Source organism: Curtobacterium flaccumfaciens (assembly GCF_051548005.1).
Taxonomy (GTDB): Bacteria; Actinomycetota; Actinomycetes; order Actinomycetales; family Microbacteriaceae; genus Curtobacterium.
In genome coordinates, this window is sequence record NZ_JBPUGH010000001.1 from 49,041 (window position 1) to 66,887 (window position 17,847).

A 17,847-nucleotide genomic window follows, 5' to 3' on the forward strand; every position below is an offset into this window, starting at 1 on the left:
GTGGACGGTGGGGGTCCCGTCGTCCGGCTCCTACGATCGCCGCATGACCTCCACCGTCGCACCCTCGACCAGCGCCGCCACGGGTGGCCCCTCGCTGCCGCAGGAGCGTCGGCTCGTCACCGAGGTGCCGGGTCCCCGCTCGCGGGAGCTCCTCGACCGCAAGCGCGCAGCCGTCGCAGCCGGTGTCGAGGTCGCGGTACCGATCGCGGTCGTCGCGGCCGGAGGTGGCGTGGTCGTCGACGCGGACGGCAACTCCTTCGTCGACCTCGGTTCCGGCATCGCCGTGACGAGCGTCGGCAACGCCCATCCCCGCGTGGTCGAGGCCGTGCAGCAGCAGGTCGCCTCGTTCACCCACACGTGCTTCACGATCGCCGCGTACGACGGGTACGTGGAGGTCGCCGAGGCGCTGAACCGACTCACCCCCGGCGACCACGAGAAGCGCACGGCCCTGTTCAACTCCGGTGCCGAGGCCGTCGAGAACGCCGTGAAGATCGCCCGCAAGCACACCGGCAAGCAGGCGATCGTGGTGTTCGACCACGCGTACCACGGCCGGACCAACCTCACGATGGCGTTGACCGCGAAGAACCAGCCCTACAAGAACGGGTTCGGACCGTTCGCCCCCGAGGTGTACCGCGTCCCGATGTCCTACCCCTTCCGTGACGGCGGACTGTCCGGAGCCGAGGCCGCGAAGCGTGCGATCACCCAGATCGAGAAGCAGGTCGGCGCCGAGAACACGGCCGCGCTCCTCATCGAGCCCATCCAGGGCGAGGGAGGCTTCGTCGTCCCGGCACCCGGCTTCCTGTCGGCGCTGTCCGAGTGGGCGACCGCCAACGGCGTCGTCTTCATCGCGGACGAGGTCCAGACCGGGTTCGCCCGCACCGGCGCGATGTTCGCGAGCGAGCACGAGGGTGTCGTCCCCGACCTCGTCACGACCGCGAAGGGCATGGCCGGCGGGATGCCGCTCTCGGCCGTGACGGGTCGGGCCGAGATCATGGACTCCGCCCACGTCGGCGGCCTCGGCGGCACGTACGGCGGCAACCCCGTCGCCTGCGCCGCCGCGCTCGCCGCGATCGACGCCTTCGAGCACGACGGGCTCGTGGAGCGCGCTGCAGCCATCGGTGACCTCCTGCTCGAGCGCCTCCGCGCCGCCCAGGCCGAGGACCCCCGCATCGGCGACGTCCGCGGCCGCGGTGCGATGGTCGCGATCGAGCTCGTCGACCCGGCGACCGGCGAACCCGACGCCGCGCTCACCGGCCGTGTGGTCAAGTACGCGTACGAGCACGGCGTGATCGCGCTCACCGCGGGGACGTACGGCAACGTCCTCCGCTTCCTCCCCCCGCTCGCGATCGACGACGCCCTCCTCGGCGAAGGCCTGGACGTCGTCCTGGAAGGACTCGCCGCAGCATGACCGACACCCAGACCGACCACACGACCCGCCCCGGCCGCACCGACGCCGAACGCGAGCTGCTCGCGAAGGTCCCCACGGGCCTCCTGGTCGACGGTACGTGGCAGCAGGCGGCCGACGGCGCGACGTTCCCCGTCGTCGATCCGTCGACCGGCGAGACGCTCCTCGAGATCGCCGATGCAACCCCCGAGGACGGTGTCCGCGCACTGGACGCCGCCGTGGCCGCCCAGCAGGCGTGGGCAGCCACCCCGCCGCGGCAGCGTGCCGAGGTGCTCCGGAAGGCGTTCGACCTGCTCCAGGACCGACGCGCGGACTTCGCACTGCTCATGACCCTCGAGATGGGAAAGCCCCTCGCCGAGGCGAACGGCGAGGTCACCTACGGGGGCGAGTTCCTCCGGTGGTTCTCCGAGGAGGCCGTCCGGATCGGTGGCTCCTACGGCACGAACCCCGAGGGTTCCGGCCGGGCGATCGTCACCCACAAGCCCGTCGGTCCGACGTTCCTCATCACGCCGTGGAACTTCCCGCTCGCGATGGCGACGCGCAAGATCGCCCCCGCGCTCGCCGCCGGGTGCACCGCGGTCGTGAAGCCGGCCGAACTCACCCCGCTCACGACCCTGCTGTTCGCGGACCTGCTGCTCGAGGCGGGGGTACCGGCCGGGGTCGTGAACGTCGTCGCCACGAGCCACGCGGGAGCGCTGTCCGAACCGATCATCAGCGACCCCCGACTCCGGAAGCTGTCGTTCACGGGGTCGACCCCCGTCGGCCGGACGCTCCTCGCGCAGGCCGCGCAGAACGTCCTCCGCACCAGCATGGAGCTCGGCGGCAACGCACCGTTCCTCGTGTTCGAGGACGCCGACCTCGACCTCGCCGTCGAGGGCGCCCTCGCGGCCAAGTTCCGCAACACCGGACAGGCGTGCACCGCCGCGAACCGGTTCGTCGTGCAGGAGTCGGTCGCCGAGGAGTTCGCCCGGCGGCTCACCGAGCGCGTCGAGGCGATGACCGTCGGCCGCGGCACCGAGGACGGCGTCGCGATCGGACCGCTCATCGACCAGCGTGCCGTCGACAAGGCACACCGGCTCGTGACCGACGCACTCGACCGGGGTGCCACCCTCCGCACCGGCGGGCAGCCCGTCGACGGCCCGGGGACGTTCTACGCGCCGACGGTCATCACCGACGTGCAGCCCGGCAGCGACCTGCTCCGCGACGAGATCTTCGGTCCGGTCCTCGCGATCCGTACGTTCTCCACGGAGGACGAGGGGATCGCCGCGGCCAACGACACCGAGTACGGCCTCGTCGGGTACGCGTTCACCGAGGACCCCGCTCGCGGGCAGCGTCTGATGGAGCGGCTGGAGACCGGCATGCTCGGGCTCAACACCGGCATCGTGTCGAACGCCTCGGCACCCTTCGGGGGCGTCAAGCAGTCCGGCCTCGGGCGTGAGGGCGGCGGCGAGGGCCTGCACGAGTACCTCGAGACCATGTACACACTGACGCCCGACCCGTTCGGGCGCACGAAGGGAACGCAGCGATGACCATCGAGAAGGACGTCGTCGTCATCGGCGCCGGGGTGACCGGCCTCGTCGCCGCGAACCGCCTCGTCGCGGAGGGCCGGAGCGTCGCCGTGCTCGAGGCCCGTGACCGCGTGGGCGGCCGGACGTGGACGAACGACATCGAGGGCGTCACGCTCGAGATCGGCGGGCAGTGGGTCTCCCCGGACCAGACCGCCTTGCTCGAGACGCTCGAGGAGCTCGGCCTCGAGACGTACGACCGCTACCGCGAGGGGTCGAGCGTCTACATCGACCAGCACGGCTCCCGCACGGAGTACACCGGCGACATCTTCCCGCTCCCGGAGTCGACGGCGACCGAGATCGAACGGCTCGTGGCCGTCGTGGACGAGTACGTCGCGAAGGTCGACCCGTCGCGTCCCTGGGAGACCCCCGACGCAGAAGCGCTGGACGAAGTGTCCTTCCGTGAGTGGCTCCGGCGCCTCAGTGACGACCGGGTCGCGACCGAGAACGTCGAGCTCTTCATCGCCGGCGCCATGCTGACCAAGCCCGCGCACACGTTCTCCGCGCTGCAGGCCCTGCTCATGGCGGCCTCGGCGGGGAGCTTCTCGAACCTCGTCGACGCCGACTTCATCCTCGACAAGCGCGTCGTCGGCGGGATGCAGCAGGTGTCCGAGCGTCTCGCCGCGGCGCTCGGCGACGACGTGCACCTGAACGCGCCGGTCCGGACGCTCCGCTGGGACGACGAGGGCGTGGTCGCGATCGCCGACGGCGGTGTCGAGGTCCGAGCGCGGCAGGCCCTCGTGGCCGTCCCGCCGCCCCTGTACTCCCGGATCAGCTACGAGCCGCCACTGCCCCGCCGGCAGCACCAGCTCCACCAGCACCTCTCGATGGGCTTCGTCATCAAGGTGCACGCCGTCTACGACCGGCCGTTCTGGCGCGGCGCCGGACTGTCGGGGACCGCGTTCAGCCCCTACGAGCTCGTGCACGAGGCGTACGACAACTCGATGCACGGCTCCGAGCAGGGCACGCTGGTCGGGTTCGTGTCCGACCAGCACGCGGACGACGTCTTCGCCCTCTCGGCCGAGGAACGCAAGGCCCGCGTGCTCGACTCGCTCGCGCACTACTACGGCGACGAGGCGCGTCGCCCGGTCGTCTACTACGAGAGCGACTGGGGGACCGAGGAGTGGACCCGCGGCGCGTACGCCGCGAGCTTCGACCTCGGCGGGCTCGTCCGGTACGGCGCCGACCAGCGGGCCGCCGTCGGACCGCTGCGGTTCGCGTCGAGCGACCTCGCCGGGCACGGGTACCAGCACGTCGACGGGGCGGTCCGGATGGGCCGCGAAGCGGCCGCCGAGATCCTCGCAGCGCTCCCGCAGCCGGTGGCGCGGTAGACGGAACCGGATGACGGCCGGGAGGCGCGATGCGGGCCCGCCCCGCGCCTCCCGGCCGTCGCTCGGTCGCCTGGACGAGCACGGCGCGCGCCGCGCGTAGCGTCCCGGCCATGAGCGACACGAGCAGCAGCCAGCCGTCCGACGCCGAGCGCGAGTACACCGAGGAGCTGCCGGACGGGTCCCCGTCCGGCGACGCGACCGAGGACCCCTCGCAGGACAGCGACCACGACTCGGGCGGTGAGCCCGCGGACCCGCAGTCGGTCTAGTCGGTCACTCGCTGGCGCGGATCGGCTCGCCCGTCTCCGGGTCCCAGCCGACCACGCGCGGCGGCTGCGGCTTCGAGGCGCGGGGTGCACGCGGCGGGAACCAGCCGCGCGCGCCCGGGAGGTACGGGAGCATCGCGGCGATCGCGGAGGCGACCCCCTCGGCGGTGGTCAGACCGTACGGCGGCGCGAAGGAGCCGACCAGGGACAGTGCGCCGAGGACGGCCAGCCAGAAGCGGGCGCGCCTCGACCGGCGGGCGAGGCGCAACGCTCCGAAGGCGAAGAAGCCGAGCACGGCGAACCCGAGGACGACCGGCACCACGGACCAGGGCCCGAACGCGCGGGCCTCGGCGCCGATCCGTCCGACGTGGGCCACCGCCTGTACGGCGAACACCACGAGCCAGAGCAGGACGGCAGCGGTCACGAGCGTGGGGCGGGAGCGAGGAGCGCCGGTGGTCACGAGCCGATCCTACGGTCGCCCGTCCGTCACGCCCAGCACCCTGGCGGCCGCACTCCGTGCCGCCGATGCCCACGGGCGGTCGGGGTCGGCCTGGGCGCTGGCCATCGCGCCGTCGTAGAGCACGCAGAGCTGGAGCGCGGTCGACTCCGGGTCGCTGTCGTCCGCTTCGGTGAGGAGTGATTCGAACAGATCACGCACCCACGCGCGGTGCTCGAGGGTGACCTCGTGCGTCGGGTGTCCGACGCCGTACTCGGCCTCGACGTTGATGAACGGGCACCCGCGGTACCCGGGTTCGTCGAACCACTCCCCGAGCAGGTCGAACACGGCGAGCACGCGCTCGACCGGCGTCGATCCACGGGTGGGGAGCTCGGCCGCGACGTGTTCCTGCCACGACGCGCTGCGACCGCGGAGGTAGCCGAGCACGAGGTCGTCCTTCGTCCGGAAGTGCGTGTAGAGACTCGCCTTCGAGATGTCGGCCTCAGCAGCGACCTGATCGACGCCGACAGCGTGGATGCCCTGCTCGTAGAACAGTCGGTCGGCGGTGGCGACGGCTCGCTCTCGTGCCGGGCGTCGTCGCGTTCGAGGTGCGGTCGTGTCGGCCATGGTTTGACTTTACTGCACTGATCTGTACAGTTACCAGCACTCAGTAACCGAACCGATTTGTTCAGTCAGGACTTGCCATGACCTCCACCACCGCCCTCGTCACCGGATCCACCAGCGGCATCGGCCGCGCGGCCGCCGAACTCCTCGCCGCCCGCGGCGTGCACGTCGTCGTCTCCGGACGCAACGCCGACCGCGGGGCCGCGGTCGTCGACGGCATCCGCGCAGCCGGTGGCACCGCGGACTTCGTCACCGCCGACCTCCGAGACGCCTCGAGCGCTCGGCAGCTCGCGACCGAGGCGCTGCGCATCGGCGGGGGACGGGTCGACGTCCTCGTCAACAGCGCCGGCGTCTTCCCTTTCGGTGCGACGGCTGACACCACCTCGGACGGTTTCGACGAGGTCTTCGACATCAACGTGAAGGCGCCGTACTTCCTCGTGGCCGCCCTCGCGCCGGGGATGGCCGAGCGCGGGACAGGCGCGATCGTGAACGTCACCACGATGGTCGCCGAGTTCGGTGCAGCGGGCATGGGGCTCTACGGCTCGACCAAGGCCGCGCTCGTGCTCCTCACGAAGTCGTGGGCCGCCGAGTTCGGGCCGTCCGGCGTCCGGGTGAACGCGGTCAGCCCCGGCCCGACCCGCACCGAGGGCACCGCCGCGATGGGTGAGGGGCTCGACCAGCTCGCGGCGGCCGCACCCGCCGGCCGGCCCGGCTCCGCACAGGAGGTCGCCGAGGCGATCGTGTTCCTCGCGACCGACGCGGCCTCGTTCGTGCACGGCGCGGTGCTGCCCGTCGACGGCGGACGCATCGCGGTCTGACCCCACCGGACGGAAGACGGGAGGCGTGGGGCGGACGGGCTCCGCGCCTCCCCTCCGGGTCTGTCGTGGCTGCACCGACGCGCCCGGGGTACGACGTCCGACCCAGGACACAGCAGCCGACCGGTACAAGGACGACATGACCACTTCCTCCCGCACCCCGCTCGGCGTGACGCTCGTCGACGGCGGCGCGAACGTCGCCCTCTTCTCGAGCACCGCCGAGCGCGTCGAGTTCTGCCGCTTCGACGAGGACGGCACCGAACACCGCACCGAGCTCCGGAACCGCACCGGCTACACCTTCCACGACGTCGTGCCGGACGTCGCCGTCGGCACCCGCTACGGCTTCCGGGTCCACGGCGCCTGGGACCCGGCGAACGGGCTGCGGCACAACCCGGCGAAGCTCCTGCTCGACCCCTACGCGACCGCGATCGACGGGACGTACGAGTGGGGGCAGGCGCTCTTCGGCCACGACATGGAGCACCCGGAGCAACGGGACGACACCGACTCTGCGAGCGCGATGCCGAAGTCCGTCGTCGCCGACCGCGACTTCGACTGGGACGGCGACACCCGCCCGGGGACCTCCTACGCCGACACCGTCGTGTACGAGGTGCACGTCAAGGGCTTCACGAAGCAGCACCCCGACGTCCCCGAGGAGATCCGCGGCACCTACGCCGGACTCGCGCACCCGGCAGCGATCAAGCACCTCACCGACCTCGGGATCACCGCCGTCGAGCTCCTGCCGACGCACCAGTTCGTGCAGGACTCGACGCTCGCTGACAAGGGCCTCCGCAACTACTGGGGCTACAACTCGATCGGCTTCTTCGCTCCGCACGACGAGTACTCGTCCTCGGGGACCGCGGGCCAGCAGGTGCGCGAGTTCAAGGAGATGGTCAAGGCCCTGCACGCCGCCGGGCTCGAGGTCATCATGGACGTCGTCTACAACCACACCGCCGAGGGCAACCACATGGGCCCGACGCTGTCCTTCAAGGGCATCGACAACCAGTCGTACTACCGGTTGGTCGAGGGTGACGAGGCGAACTACTTCGACACCACCGGCACGGGCAACAGCCTCAACGTGTCCCACCCGTCCGCGCTCGGCCTCATCACTGACTCGCTCCGCTACTGGGTCGAGGAGATGCACGTCGACGGCTTCCGGTTCGACCTCGCCACGACGCTCACCCGGCAGGACGGCGAGGCCGAGAAGCACTCCGCGTTCCTCGACATCATCCACCAGGACCCGGTGCTCCGCGAGGTGAAGATGATCGCGGAGCCGTGGGACACCGCGGGCTACCAGGTCGGTGGCTTCCCGGCGGACTGGTCGGAGTGGAACGGCAAGTACCGCGACGACCTCCGGGCGTTCTGGCGCGGTGACGAGGGCACGCTCGGTGACGCCGTCCAGCGCGTCCTCGGCAGCCCGGACGTGTACGAGGGGTCCCGGCGCTCGCCGCTGTGCTCGGTCGACTTCATCACCGCGCACGACGGCTTCACCCTCGCCGACCTCACGATGTACGCCGAGAAGCACAACGAGGCGAACGGCGAGGACAACAACGACGGCGAGAGCGACAACACCTCGTTCAACGGCGGCATCGAGGGCCCGACCGACGACGGCGCGGTGAACGACTACCGCGACCGCCAGCGCCGGAACTTCCTCGGGACGCTGCTGCTCTCCGCCGGCGTGCCGATGATCCTCGGCGGTGACGAGATCGCCCGTTCCCAGGGCGGCAACAACAACGCCTACTGCCAGGACGACGAGATCTCGTGGTTCGACTGGGCCGCTGCCGACCAGGACCTGCTCGCCTTCACGACCTCTGCGATCGCGTTCCGCCGCGAACACCCGGCGCTCCGGCCCGAGTGGTACCGGACCGCCCCTGGCGACTCCGACTCGACCGTGCAGGTGCTCCGTGCCGACGCACAGGGCTTCGAGGACACCGACTGGGCCGACGGCGGGAACCGTGCCGTCATCCTCGTGCTGACGCAGGGTGAGGACGTGGTGGCGGTGCTCCTCAACGCCTCGGACACGACCGTGGAGTTCACGCTCCCCGAGAAGCCGGGCGGTGGGAGCTGGGCACTGGGGCTGTCGAGCGACCCGGAGCAGGCGGTCGGCGGCGACGCCGCGGCCGTGCTGGTGCGGGACGCGTCGTTCACGGCGTTGGTCTAGACCACACGAGCGACGGGAGGCGCGGTGCCGGCTGGCACCGCGCCTCCCGTCCGTTGCTGGTCTGGTCGGGCCGTCAGTGCTCGGGGAGGTACTCCAGGCGGAATTCCGGCACGACTGCGGCGATGTGCTCGTAGTCGCGGTCGGCGGCCAGGACGATCGCATCGTTCGCGATGGCGTACGACGCGATCGCGGTGTCGATCGCTCCGGCACCGCGCACGTAGCCCCCCTTCCACAGGGCACTCTGTACCCGCAGAACGTCGCGTCCGCTCGGGTGGACGTCGACTGGGAAGAACACCTGCATGTCCGACATCAGTTCGTCGTGCTCAGCGGCGTTCCGAGCCGAGAAGCAGTACTCGAGGACCTGAGGTGGACAGGTCAGGATGAGGTCCCGTGTCGCGACCTCTCGGAGCCGCGAAGCGATGCCCGAGAACTTCCGCGCCTTCCACCAGACCGAGTTGTCGACGACGTAGGCACTCACGCGTCGTCAGACGGGTGCCCGGGAGCGACGTAGTGGACGACGGAACCGGCGGTCTGGTCGTCGGGGAAGTCCCGACCGATGATCCGCTCGACCGCGGCGGGCTGCTGACGCACCGCGATGAGGGTCTGGAGGGCTCGGTTGACCACGTCGCGGTTCGTCCGCGCTCCTGTGAGCTGCTTGGCCATGTCGAGCACGGCTTGGTCGAGGTCGATGGTCGTGACCGTCATGGTGCCTCCTGTCGTCCAGACCACAACTATATAACCCGATGTATAAGCCTGGAGGCGCGGCGCCGGCTGGCGGCGCGCCTCCAACTCATCGCCAGTCTGGTCAGGCCGCCAGGTGATGCGGATGAGCTTGATGGCGACGAGGTCACCCGCGCAGGAAAGGCCGAGCTCGGCGGACTGGCCGCAGGACGCAGATGTCGCTCAGACGACGGTCGTGCAGGTGTCCTCCCGTTGACCTCTACTTCCGCGCCGTTCCGTGCTTGTGCCAGGCCTGGGCGCGGCTTGACCTACTTTGGGGCTACTCAGGGGATAGCGGAGCTGACAACTTGTCGGCTATGACTAACGTTCCCGAGCAGCAGTATCCCTACCCTGGCCAGCCCGCCCCCTACCAGCAGCAGCCCACTCCCGACCACCAGAGGCGTGGCAACCCGTTCGGTCTGGTCGCCCTGATCGTCGGCATCGTCGCGATCGTCGGCTGCGCGATCCCCATCGTCAACAACGTGTCGATCGTCCTGGGCATCATCGCGCTGATCTTCGGCATCGTCGGACTGATCGTGAAGAACCGTCGCCGCGGGCTCGCCATCACCGGTGTCGTCCTCGGCGCGCTCTCCGTCATCGTCGGATTGTCGACCCAGGCCCTCTACTCATCGGCACTCGACAGTGTTTCGAAGTCGATCTCGTCGGCCTCTGCGGATGCCTTCGACAAGGAACACACGGTCAAGGTCGAGGTGACCGGGAACTCGACTGACGCGAACATCTCCTACTCCACTGACGGTGGGTCCGAGCAGGCTTCGAACCCCAAGCTCCCGTTCTCGAAGACATTGACGGTCCACGGTGACACGTTCGGAACGGTCACGGCGACGAACGGACAGACCGGTGACACGGTGACCTGCACGGTGTCGGTCGACGGCAAGGAAGTCTCGAAGAACACTGCGACCGGCCAGTACGCGAGTGCGTCCTGCGACTACAACAACTGACCCGGGAACGTGCGCCGATGAGCAGTAGCGGGACGCGAACCTGTAGCCACTGCGGAGAGCTCGGACACGATCGCCGGACCTGCACGGTCCCGTTCAACGCCTCGAGATGCAGTCAATGTGGCTTCCGGGGACACGACAAGCGGAACTGTCCGCGTTGACACGACCGCTCCAAGGACGGGAGGCGCGGTGCCGGCTGGCACCGCGCCTCCCGTCCGTTGCTGGTCCGGTCGGGCCCTCAGCCGATGCGTATGAGCTTCTTGTTGACGAACTCGTCGGCCCCGAAGGGGCCGAGCTCGCGCCCGAATCCACTCGCCTTGACGCCGCCGAACGGGAGCTCCGGGCTGTCCGCGCCGACGATGTTCACGTAGACCATGCCGGCCTCGATCCGGTCGGCGACCCGGAGCGCCTGGTCCGGGTCGGTCGTGAAGAGGTACGAACCGAGGCCGAACGGGGTGTCGTTCGCGAGCTGTATCGCGGCGTCCTCGTCGGCGACGCGGTGGACGGCGGCGACCGGGCCGAAGAACTCCTCGCGGTAGGCGTCGTTGTCGGGGGTGACCCCCGTCAGCACGGTCGGCGTGAAGGCGTTGCCACGGCGCTCGCCCCCGGTGACGACCGTGGCACCCTGCTCCTTCGCCGCGGCCAGCTGCGCCTCGAGCCGGTCGGCTGCGGCCGGTGAGGACAGCGGGCCGAGCTCGGCGCCATCGACGGCCGGATCGGTCGGCTCGACGGCGGACATGGCCGCGGTGAACTTCGCGAGGAAGTCGTCGTAGAGGTGGTCGGCCACGAGGAAGCGCTTCGCGGCGTTGCAGACCTGGCCGTTGCCCTCGAGACGCGTCGCGACGGCGGACTCGACCACGGCGTCGAGGTCGTCCGTGGAGAGCAGGATGAACGGATCGGACCCGCCGAGTTCGAGGACGACCTTCGTGAGGTTGCGGCCGGCGATCTCCGCCACCGCGGCACCGGCTCGGGCGGAGCCGGTCAGGGAGACGCCCTGCACGCGCGGGTCGGCGATGACGTCGGCGACCTGGTCGTTCGTGGCGAAGACGTTCGTGTAGGCGCCCTCGGGGAAGCCGGCGTCGTGGAAGACCGCCTCGATCGCCAGGGCCGACTCCGGACACTGCGGAGCGTGCTTGAGCAGGACCGTGTTGCCGATGACGAGGTTCGGGCCGGCGAAGCGAGCGATCTGGTAGGCCGGGAAGTTCCAGGGCATGATCCCGAGGAGCACCCCGACGGACGACTTCCGGACGAACGCGCTGCCCTCGCTGCCCTCGGCGAGGGTGATCGGCTGGTCGGCGAGGAACTCCTCCGCGTGGTCGGCGTAGTAGTCGTAGATGTCGGCGCAGAAGTCGACCTCGCCGTACGCCTGGTCGATCGGCTTCGCCATCTCGCGGACGATCGTCGTCGCCAGGTCCTCGCGGCGTTCCCGGTAGAGCTCGGCGACGCGGTGCAGGAGGGCGGCTCGGTCGGCCACGGTGGTGGACCGGCCCCAGCTCGCGTGCGTCTCGTCGGCCGTCGTGATCGCCCGCCGGAGCTCGTAGTCGGTGATGGTCGGGAACGTGGCGAGGGTCTGGCCGGTGGCCGGGTCGGTGACCGCGTAGACGGTGGCCGTGTCGTTCATCGTGTCTCCTGTGTGGTTCAGACCTGGTCGGTCAGCTGCTTGTTGACGCCGGTGACGGGCTGGTTCTCGTCGAAGCCCCTCGGCTGGACCCGGAACCCCTTCGTGATGACCAGCAGGTACACGAACCCGATCGCGGCCCAGACCCCGCCGGCGATGAGCGCGTCCGCGTGCAGCTGAGACCAGAGAACACCCGTCAGGAGCATCGCGACACCCGGCAACACGATGTAGGCGAAGCGGTCGCGGGCGGTGTGCCGTCGGCCCTGGCGCCAGGCGAAGTGCACGATGACGGTCAGGTTGACGAAGGTGAAGGCGATGAGGGCGCCGAAGTTGATGTACGACGAGATCGTGTCGAGCGAGAACGTCATCGCGAGGAGCGTGACCGCGCCGACGATGATGATGTTCGGGATCGGCGTGCGGGTCTTCGGGCTGACGTAGCCGAACACCTTCTTCGGGAGGACGTTGTTGCGGCCCATCACCAGCAGCATGCGCGCGACGCTGGCGTGCGATGCCAAGCCGGACGCCAGGGCGGCGACGAAGCCCGCGGCGACGAGGATCGCCTGGAAGACCGGACCGCCCACGAGCAGGCCGATCTGCGGCAGCGGGTCGTCGGTGAACTCCCCGAAGGGCGCGTTCGTCGGGAAGCGGAGCTGTGCGAAGTAGGCGGACACCAGGAAGATCAGGCCGCCGAGGAGGACGGTGAGCAGGATCGCCTTCGGCATGATCCGGATGCTCCTGGCCTCTTCCGTGTACATCGTCACGGCGTCGAACCCGATGAAGGAGAAGCACACGACGGTGGCGCCGGTGAGCAGCGCGGTCATGGTCACACCGTCGTGGACGAACGGCTCGGCGCTGACGACCGTGCCCGCGCCGGCGCCGCGCACGAGTTCGATCACCGCGAACACCACGAACGCGATCATGGCGAGGATCGCGCCGACGAGCAGGACCATGTTGAGGTTCGACGTCCCGCGCATGGACAGGCAGATCACCGTGGTGACGAAGAGCGTGTACACGACGACGGTGACCCACGCCGGCAGCGCGGGGAACACCTGCTCGAGGTACAGCCGGATGATGAGCGCGTTGACCATCGGCAGCAGCAGGTAGTCGAGCAACGAGGCCCAGCCGACCATGAACCCGGCGTTCGGGTGGATCGACTCCCGCACGTACGTGTACGCCGAACCGGCCGCCGGGTAGACCCGCACCATCTTCCCGTAGCTCACCGCGGTCAGGAGCATGATCACGAGCGCGATGACGTACGCACTCGGCACGGCACCGTTCGTCTCGTCGGACACGATGCCGAACGTGTCGAACACGACCGTCGGGGTCATGTAGCCGAGCCCGAGTCCGACGATGGCCCAGAGGCCGAGACTCCGCTTCAGGGAAGCGCCCCGGGCGGTCGTGGCGGACGCTGCTGTGGCGACGATCGGTGTTGCCAAGGGTCGTTCCCTCCTGCTCGCGGCACTGCCGCGGGGCCGGGGTCGGGGCGACGGTGCCCTGACCGGTACGGGTGCCGGGACGCCCCTTCGGAGCGTGCCGGTGCGCAGACGATACCGACGGCGGACACCTCGCCGGGCTCGCCGTCGAGTACACGGCCGCGGAGGCGGTTGTACGTCATGTCGCTTGCTCGGAAGGCGCCCGACGGTCGCTGTACGCGGGCGGGGAGGACGCTCAGCCGGACGGCCGTACCCGGCAGGCGGTTCCCGGAACCGGTCCCTACGCTCGCGGCCGGAGAGCACCTCCGCGGAACCGCACGCAGGACGAGGACGACCGATGGCACCCACACCCAGCACCACCCGCTCCCGACGAGGCGGAGCCCTGCTCGCCGGTGGGCTCGCGGGCGGACTCGTCGTCGGCCTGGCCGTCGGAGGGCTCGGCGGCTGGACGGCGAGCCACGCGTCGGCCCGCGCCGACGGACCGGCCGCGACTGCGTCGGCCACACCGACGCAGTCCTCCCCGCGACCCGTGCACACGGACACCCCGGTGCCGACGTCGTCCCTCGGCATCCCCGCAAGCGAGGCGCCCGGGAGTTCGACCGCGCCGAGCAGCGCCGACCTCGCGACGTCGTGGACCGCACCGGGCGGCATGCCGAGGACCGGGCGCCTGCTGCACGAGACGATCCCCGCGACGACGTCCCACTTCGCGGCCCGGCAGGCCCTCGTGTACCTGCCACCGGCCGCGCTGACCGCCGACCCGCCGCACCTGCCGGTGGACGTGCTGCTCTCCGGTCAGTCGCGCGGTGCCGGACCGAACGACGTCCAGAGCGGCGGGCAGATCGAGCAGACGATGGACGCCTTGGCCACGATCGACCGCGGCCTCGCGCCGATCGTCGTCGTGCCCGACCAGCTCGGACCGCGGTCGGCGAACCCGATGTGCGTCGACGGGAAGCTCGGCAACAGCCGGACCTACCTCACGAGGGACGTCCCCGCGTGGATCACGAGTCACCTCAAGGTGCAGACCGCGGCGGCGGCATGGACGATCGGAGGGTTCTCGCAGGGCGGGACGTGCGCGATCCAGCTCGGCGCCGGTGACCCTTCCCGGTTCGGCAACCTCATCGACGTCTCGGGCGAGGACGGCCCGACGCTCGGCAGCGAAGCGAAGACGATCGCCGACGGGTTCGGGGGCAGCCGGGCCGCGTACCGCGCCGCCCAGCCGGCAGCCCTGATGCGGGCGAACGCACCGTACCGGGACACGAACGCCTTCTTCGCGGTCGGGCAACTCGACCGCACGTACGGGCCCGTCATGCCGGTGCAGGCCGCTCGGGCCCGGACCGCGGGCATGCACGTCGCGACGTGGGTGGTGCCGGGTGCCAGGCACAGCTGGACCACCGCGCGGGCGGCGCTCGCCGCGGGGCTGGCGTGGATGCAGTCGCGGATCGGACTGGCGCCGTCCGGGGGATGACGCTGGTGTCCGCCCGCCCGCCCGCCCGCCTGCCTGCGGGCGTGGCAGCGCGGGCTGACGCCGGTGACCGGTCGCTCGCCGGACCGCGGTGCGGGTCGGCGCCCGTGACCGGCCGCACGCCCGACTGCGGGTGTGTCAGCGTGGCTCGGCGCTCGGCTGCTGCTGGGTGATGCAGTGCAGCCCACCACCGCGTGCGAACACCTCTCGCGCGTCCACCGAGAGCACCTCGCGCCCCGGGTACACGTCCGCGAGGACCCCGCGAGCCCGGTCGTCGGCGGCCGGCTCGCCGAAGGCACACGCGATCACGGCACCGTTCACCACCACGTGGTTGACGTAGTTCCAGTCCACGGGGCCGTCGTCGTCGGCGAGGGTCGCCGGCGCCGGGAGCTCGACGATCGCGGCGTCCGTCGCTCGTTCGAGCGCCGCCCGGACCTGCGGCATGACGAGGTGGTCCGGATGACCGGGGTCGGGCTGCGCGTGCAGGAGCAGGAGGTCCGGCGAGGCGAAGGTCGCCACCATGTCCACGTGCCCACGGGTCCCGAGTCCGTCGTAGTCCCGGGTCAGTCCACGAGGCAGCCACACGACGTCGGTCGCTCCGATGGTCCGAGCGAGCTCGTCCTCGACCCGGGCCTGGTCGGCGTACGGGTTCCGCCTCGGGTCGAGTTGCACCGTCTCCGTCACCAGCACCGTGCCCCGACCGTCGACGTGGATGGCTCCGCCCTCGTTGACGAGGAGCGACGGGATCCGTTCCGCACCGGCGGCCTCGGCGACCACGGCGGCGATCCGAGCGTCACGCGTCCAGGTCGACCATGCGTTCGCGCCCCAACCGTTGAACACCCAGTCCACCGCGCCGAGCCGTCCGTCGTCGTCCTGCACGAACGTCGGCCCGATGTCCCGCATCCAGAAGTCGTCGAGCGGGGCCTCGAGCACGTCGACCGCACTCGAGAGCAGGCGCGTGGCATCGGTGCGGGCGACCGGGTCGACGACGATCGTGACAGGTTGGTGCTCGGCGATCGTGTTCGCCGTCGTCGCCCATGCGGTGCGGGCAGCGTCAGCGCTCGCCGTGTCGTCGCCGAGGGTCGCGCCCGGGCGCGGGAACGCCATCCACGTGCGGTCCTGGAGGGCTGTCTCCGCCGGCATCCGCCAGGTCACGCGCGTGCTCCCGTGGTCTGCGGGCCGTCGGCCCGGTGCCGCGCCAGGGCACCCGACAGGGAGGCACGGATCGCCTCGTCAGCGCCGTACCCGTCGCGCAGGCGGTCGACCGGGTCGGTCAGGGGAGCGTAGAGGTCGGGGCGCCGGGTCACGTAGAACGGGAAGAGCCGCAACCACTCGGTCCTGGCATCGAGGTCGAGGTCTGCCACGAGCACCGCGTCCGCGTCGCGTGGAGCTTCGACGAGGACCCGTCCGAACGGGTCCGAGATGAACGACGAGCCGTAGAACGTGATCGCGCCCTCGTCGCCCCAGCGGTTCGGGACGACCATGAACTGTCCGGCCGTGATGCCGTTCGCGACGATGACCTGCCGCCAGATCGGCGAGGTGTCGAAGTCGGGGAACGTCGGCTCGGAGCCGATCGCCGTCGGGTAGGCGAGCACCTCGGAGCCGGCGAGCCCGTAGGACCGGGCGACCTCGGGGAACCACTCGTCCCAGCACGTCGGGAGCCCGACTCGCGCGCCGAGGCCTTCAGGGTCGTACACGGGGAACGCGTCGTGGTCCGGACCCGGCCGGAAGTAGGTGTCCTCGTAGTAGCCGGCGCTGATCGGGATGTGGGTCTTGCGGGTCCGTCCGACGAGGGAGCCGTCCGGGCCGACGAGCACCGCGGTGTTGTAGCCGCGCGGGTCGTCGGGGTGGTCGTCACCAGCCGGTCGCTCGTACAGCGACGCGTGCACGAACACGCCGTGGCGCCGCGCCTGCTCGCTGGCGAAGGTCACCGTCGGGCCGTCCTCGAGCGACTCGGCGCGGTCCTTCGGTGTCCCCTCCGCCGGTGTGTCGCCCGGGTACCGGGACAGCGTGAGTTCCTGCAGGAACACCACCGTCGCTCCGGCCGCCGCCGCGGAGGCGATGCCGTCGGCCAGCACGCGTCCGTGCTCGACGGGATCCTCGTGCCAGCGGGTCTGGACGAGGGCCACGCGGACCCTGCGGCGAGGCGTGCTGGTGTCCGCGCGCAGGGGGGACGGGCGCTCGGCTGCGGTGATGACGTCCATGCCGTCATTGTTGACCCACCGATCAACAAGCGCAAGGGTCAGTTGATGATGTTCACCGCGCGGGAGATGACGAGCGCGAGCAGGATGAAGCCGCCGAGCGCCTGGTACGCCATGATCATCTTCGCCCGCACCGTGAGCGGCATCGTGTCCGTCGGGCTGAACGCCACCATGTTCGTCATCGCCACGTAGAGGTAGTCGAGGTACACCGGGCGCCACGAGGCCTTGGTGGGACCGGACTCCTGGGGGAACAGGAAGTCGGCCTCGGCGCTCGCCCAGAGCTGCGGTTGCCGCCGCGCGACGGGGCCGCCGCGGTCGAGCTCCCAGTACACGAGCCCGAACGCGATGATGCTGCTCACCCACACCTGCAGCGCCGTCAGGAGCACCGCGCCACCGTCCGGGTGGCCGTGGAGGAGCTGGTCGATCGTCTTCACGACCGTGAGCTGGTTCGCGACGGTGAGCAGGACCGCGAGCCCCGTCGACAGCCAGCGCGACCAGGTGGTCTCGCGGGTGAGGCGTCGCGGGTTGAAGACGACGAGCGGCGTGAGGAGCAGGACGCCGAGCAGCGGCACGACCCAGGCGGGGAAGAACAGCACCTCGTCGGGCAGGAGGAGGCTCAACGCGAGGTTGACCAGCACGGCGACGGCGACGGGTGCGCGGTGCTCGTGCTGGTGGAGGCGCTGCGTCGTCGTCACGCGTCCGAGTGTGGCACCGCTCCCCGGAGGCACGGCCGTACGACCCGTGCGGACCCTCTCAGTCGAGTGCCCCGTGTCGCGGTGGTGGAACGTGGAACATCAGTAGGCTGCTCTCGGGTCGCGCCACCGCCGGATCGTGACCCGGTCAGAGATGAAGCCCACCGC

The 17,847-nt window shown here is 70.7% G+C and carries 17 protein-coding genes; 8 read left to right on the forward strand and 9 right to left on the reverse strand.

The genetic code is table 11. The annotated features are described in order from the left end of the window. The first annotated feature begins 43 nt into the window (after positions 1–43). From gabT to ACSW7Y_RS00255, 4 genes are all read left to right on the forward strand, one after another. Positions 44–1,408, forward strand: a complete 1,365-nt coding sequence (gabT, locus tag ACSW7Y_RS00240; protein ID WP_438124355.1) for a 4-aminobutyrate--2-oxoglutarate transaminase — start codon at positions 44–46, stop codon at positions 1,406–1,408. Continuing rightward, positions 1,405–2,934, forward strand: a complete 1,530-nt coding sequence (locus tag ACSW7Y_RS00245; RefSeq protein ID WP_438124356.1) for an NAD-dependent succinate-semialdehyde dehydrogenase — start codon at positions 1,405–1,407, stop codon at positions 2,932–2,934. The genes gabT and ACSW7Y_RS00245 overlap by 4 nt, the downstream gene beginning before the upstream one ends. After that, entirely contained in the window at positions 2,931–4,301 is a 1,371-nt protein-coding gene (locus ACSW7Y_RS00250) for a flavin monoamine oxidase family protein (RefSeq protein ID WP_438124357.1), read from the forward strand. Before ACSW7Y_RS00245 ends, ACSW7Y_RS00250 begins: the two co-directional genes overlap by 4 nt. 110 nt (positions 4,302–4,411) lie before the next feature. Next, entirely contained in the window at positions 4,412–4,567 is a 156-nt protein-coding gene (locus tag ACSW7Y_RS00255; RefSeq protein ID WP_438124358.1) for a hypothetical protein, read from the forward strand. Positions 4,568–4,571: 4 nt separating this feature from the next. On the opposite strand, the gene ACSW7Y_RS00260 is transcribed toward ACSW7Y_RS00255, so the two are convergent. Together ACSW7Y_RS00260 and ACSW7Y_RS00265 are read right to left on the reverse strand one after the other, a co-directional pair. Then, on the reverse strand, positions 4,572–5,024 hold the full coding sequence (locus ACSW7Y_RS00260) for a hypothetical protein (protein WP_438124359.1): 453 nt from the start codon (positions 5,022–5,024) through the stop codon (positions 4,572–4,574). 9 nt (positions 5,025–5,033) lie between these two features. Beyond that, positions 5,034–5,627 carry a TetR/AcrR family transcriptional regulator gene (locus ACSW7Y_RS00265; protein ID WP_438124360.1) on the reverse strand — a complete coding sequence of 198 codons (594 nt, stop codon included), beginning with the start codon at positions 5,625–5,627 and terminating at the stop codon, positions 5,034–5,036. 77 nt (positions 5,628–5,704) lie between these two features. Here ACSW7Y_RS00265 and ACSW7Y_RS00270 point away from each other — a divergent pair, with 77 nt between their 5' ends. Both ACSW7Y_RS00270 and glgX read left to right on the forward strand, forming a co-directional pair. Then, complete coding sequence (locus tag ACSW7Y_RS00270; protein ID WP_438124361.1) at positions 5,705–6,442, forward strand: SDR family NAD(P)-dependent oxidoreductase; 738 nt, start codon at positions 5,705–5,707, stop codon at positions 6,440–6,442. Between the two features lie 136 nt (positions 6,443–6,578). Continuing rightward, positions 6,579–8,597 (forward strand): glycogen debranching protein GlgX, encoded by a 2,019-nt coding sequence (gene glgX / locus ACSW7Y_RS00275; RefSeq protein WP_438124362.1) that lies wholly within the window; start codon positions 6,579–6,581, stop codon positions 8,595–8,597. A 73-nt stretch (positions 8,598–8,670) separates the two neighbouring features. On the opposite strand, the gene ACSW7Y_RS00280 is transcribed toward glgX, so the two are convergent. Together ACSW7Y_RS00280 and ACSW7Y_RS00285 are read right to left on the reverse strand one after the other, a co-directional pair. Beyond that, the gene (locus ACSW7Y_RS00280) at positions 8,671–9,075 is read right to left on the reverse strand and encodes a PIN domain-containing protein (RefSeq protein WP_438124363.1); all 405 of its coding nucleotides are present in this window, start codon (positions 9,073–9,075) and stop codon (positions 8,671–8,673) included. Then, the gene (locus tag ACSW7Y_RS00285) at positions 9,072–9,302 is read right to left on the reverse strand and encodes a type II toxin-antitoxin system VapB family antitoxin (RefSeq protein ID WP_438124364.1); all 231 of its coding nucleotides are present in this window, start codon (positions 9,300–9,302) and stop codon (positions 9,072–9,074) included. The genes ACSW7Y_RS00280 and ACSW7Y_RS00285 overlap by 4 nt, the downstream gene beginning before the upstream one ends. A 332-nt stretch (positions 9,303–9,634) precedes the next feature. Here ACSW7Y_RS00285 and ACSW7Y_RS00290 point away from each other — a divergent pair, with 332 nt between their 5' ends. After that, positions 9,635–10,276, forward strand: coding sequence for a DUF308 domain-containing protein (locus ACSW7Y_RS00290; protein ID WP_438124365.1), 642 nt, complete (start codon positions 9,635–9,637; stop codon positions 10,274–10,276). A 235-nt stretch (positions 10,277–10,511) separates the two neighbouring features. Here ACSW7Y_RS00290 and ACSW7Y_RS00295 read toward each other — a convergent pair whose 3' ends face one another. After that, positions 10,512–11,894, reverse strand: a complete 1,383-nt coding sequence (locus ACSW7Y_RS00295; protein WP_438124366.1) for an NAD-dependent succinate-semialdehyde dehydrogenase — start codon at positions 11,892–11,894, stop codon at positions 10,512–10,514. A 17-nt stretch (positions 11,895–11,911) separates the two neighbouring features. Then, positions 11,912–13,327 (reverse strand): APC family permease, encoded by a 1,416-nt coding sequence (locus tag ACSW7Y_RS00300; protein WP_438124367.1) that lies wholly within the window; start codon positions 13,325–13,327, stop codon positions 11,912–11,914. Positions 13,328–13,661: 334 nt separating this feature from the next. Here ACSW7Y_RS00300 and ACSW7Y_RS00305 point away from each other — a divergent pair, with 334 nt between their 5' ends. Beyond that, on the forward strand, positions 13,662–14,789 hold the full coding sequence (locus ACSW7Y_RS00305) for an alpha/beta hydrolase (RefSeq protein ID WP_438124368.1): 1,128 nt from the start codon (positions 13,662–13,664) through the stop codon (positions 14,787–14,789). Positions 14,790–14,924: 135 nt separating this feature from the next. Here the strand turns inward: ACSW7Y_RS00305 and ACSW7Y_RS00310 are convergent, their stop codons facing one another. From ACSW7Y_RS00310 to ACSW7Y_RS00320, 3 genes are read right to left on the reverse strand one after another with little or no spacing between them, the layout of a single operon-like run. Beyond that, on the reverse strand, positions 14,925–15,941 hold the full coding sequence (locus ACSW7Y_RS00310) for an agmatine deiminase family protein (protein WP_438124369.1): 1,017 nt from the start codon (positions 15,939–15,941) through the stop codon (positions 14,925–14,927). Continuing rightward, positions 15,938–16,990 carry a nitrilase-related carbon-nitrogen hydrolase gene (locus ACSW7Y_RS00315; protein ID WP_438124370.1) on the reverse strand — a complete coding sequence of 351 codons (1,053 nt, stop codon included), beginning with the start codon at positions 16,988–16,990 and terminating at the stop codon, positions 15,938–15,940. Before ACSW7Y_RS00315 ends, ACSW7Y_RS00310 begins: the two co-directional genes overlap by 4 nt. 38 nt (positions 16,991–17,028) lie before the next feature. Next, positions 17,029–17,682 carry a hypothetical protein gene (locus tag ACSW7Y_RS00320; protein WP_438124371.1) on the reverse strand — a complete coding sequence of 218 codons (654 nt, stop codon included), beginning with the start codon at positions 17,680–17,682 and terminating at the stop codon, positions 17,029–17,031. Positions 17,683–17,847: the final 165 nt, after the last annotated feature.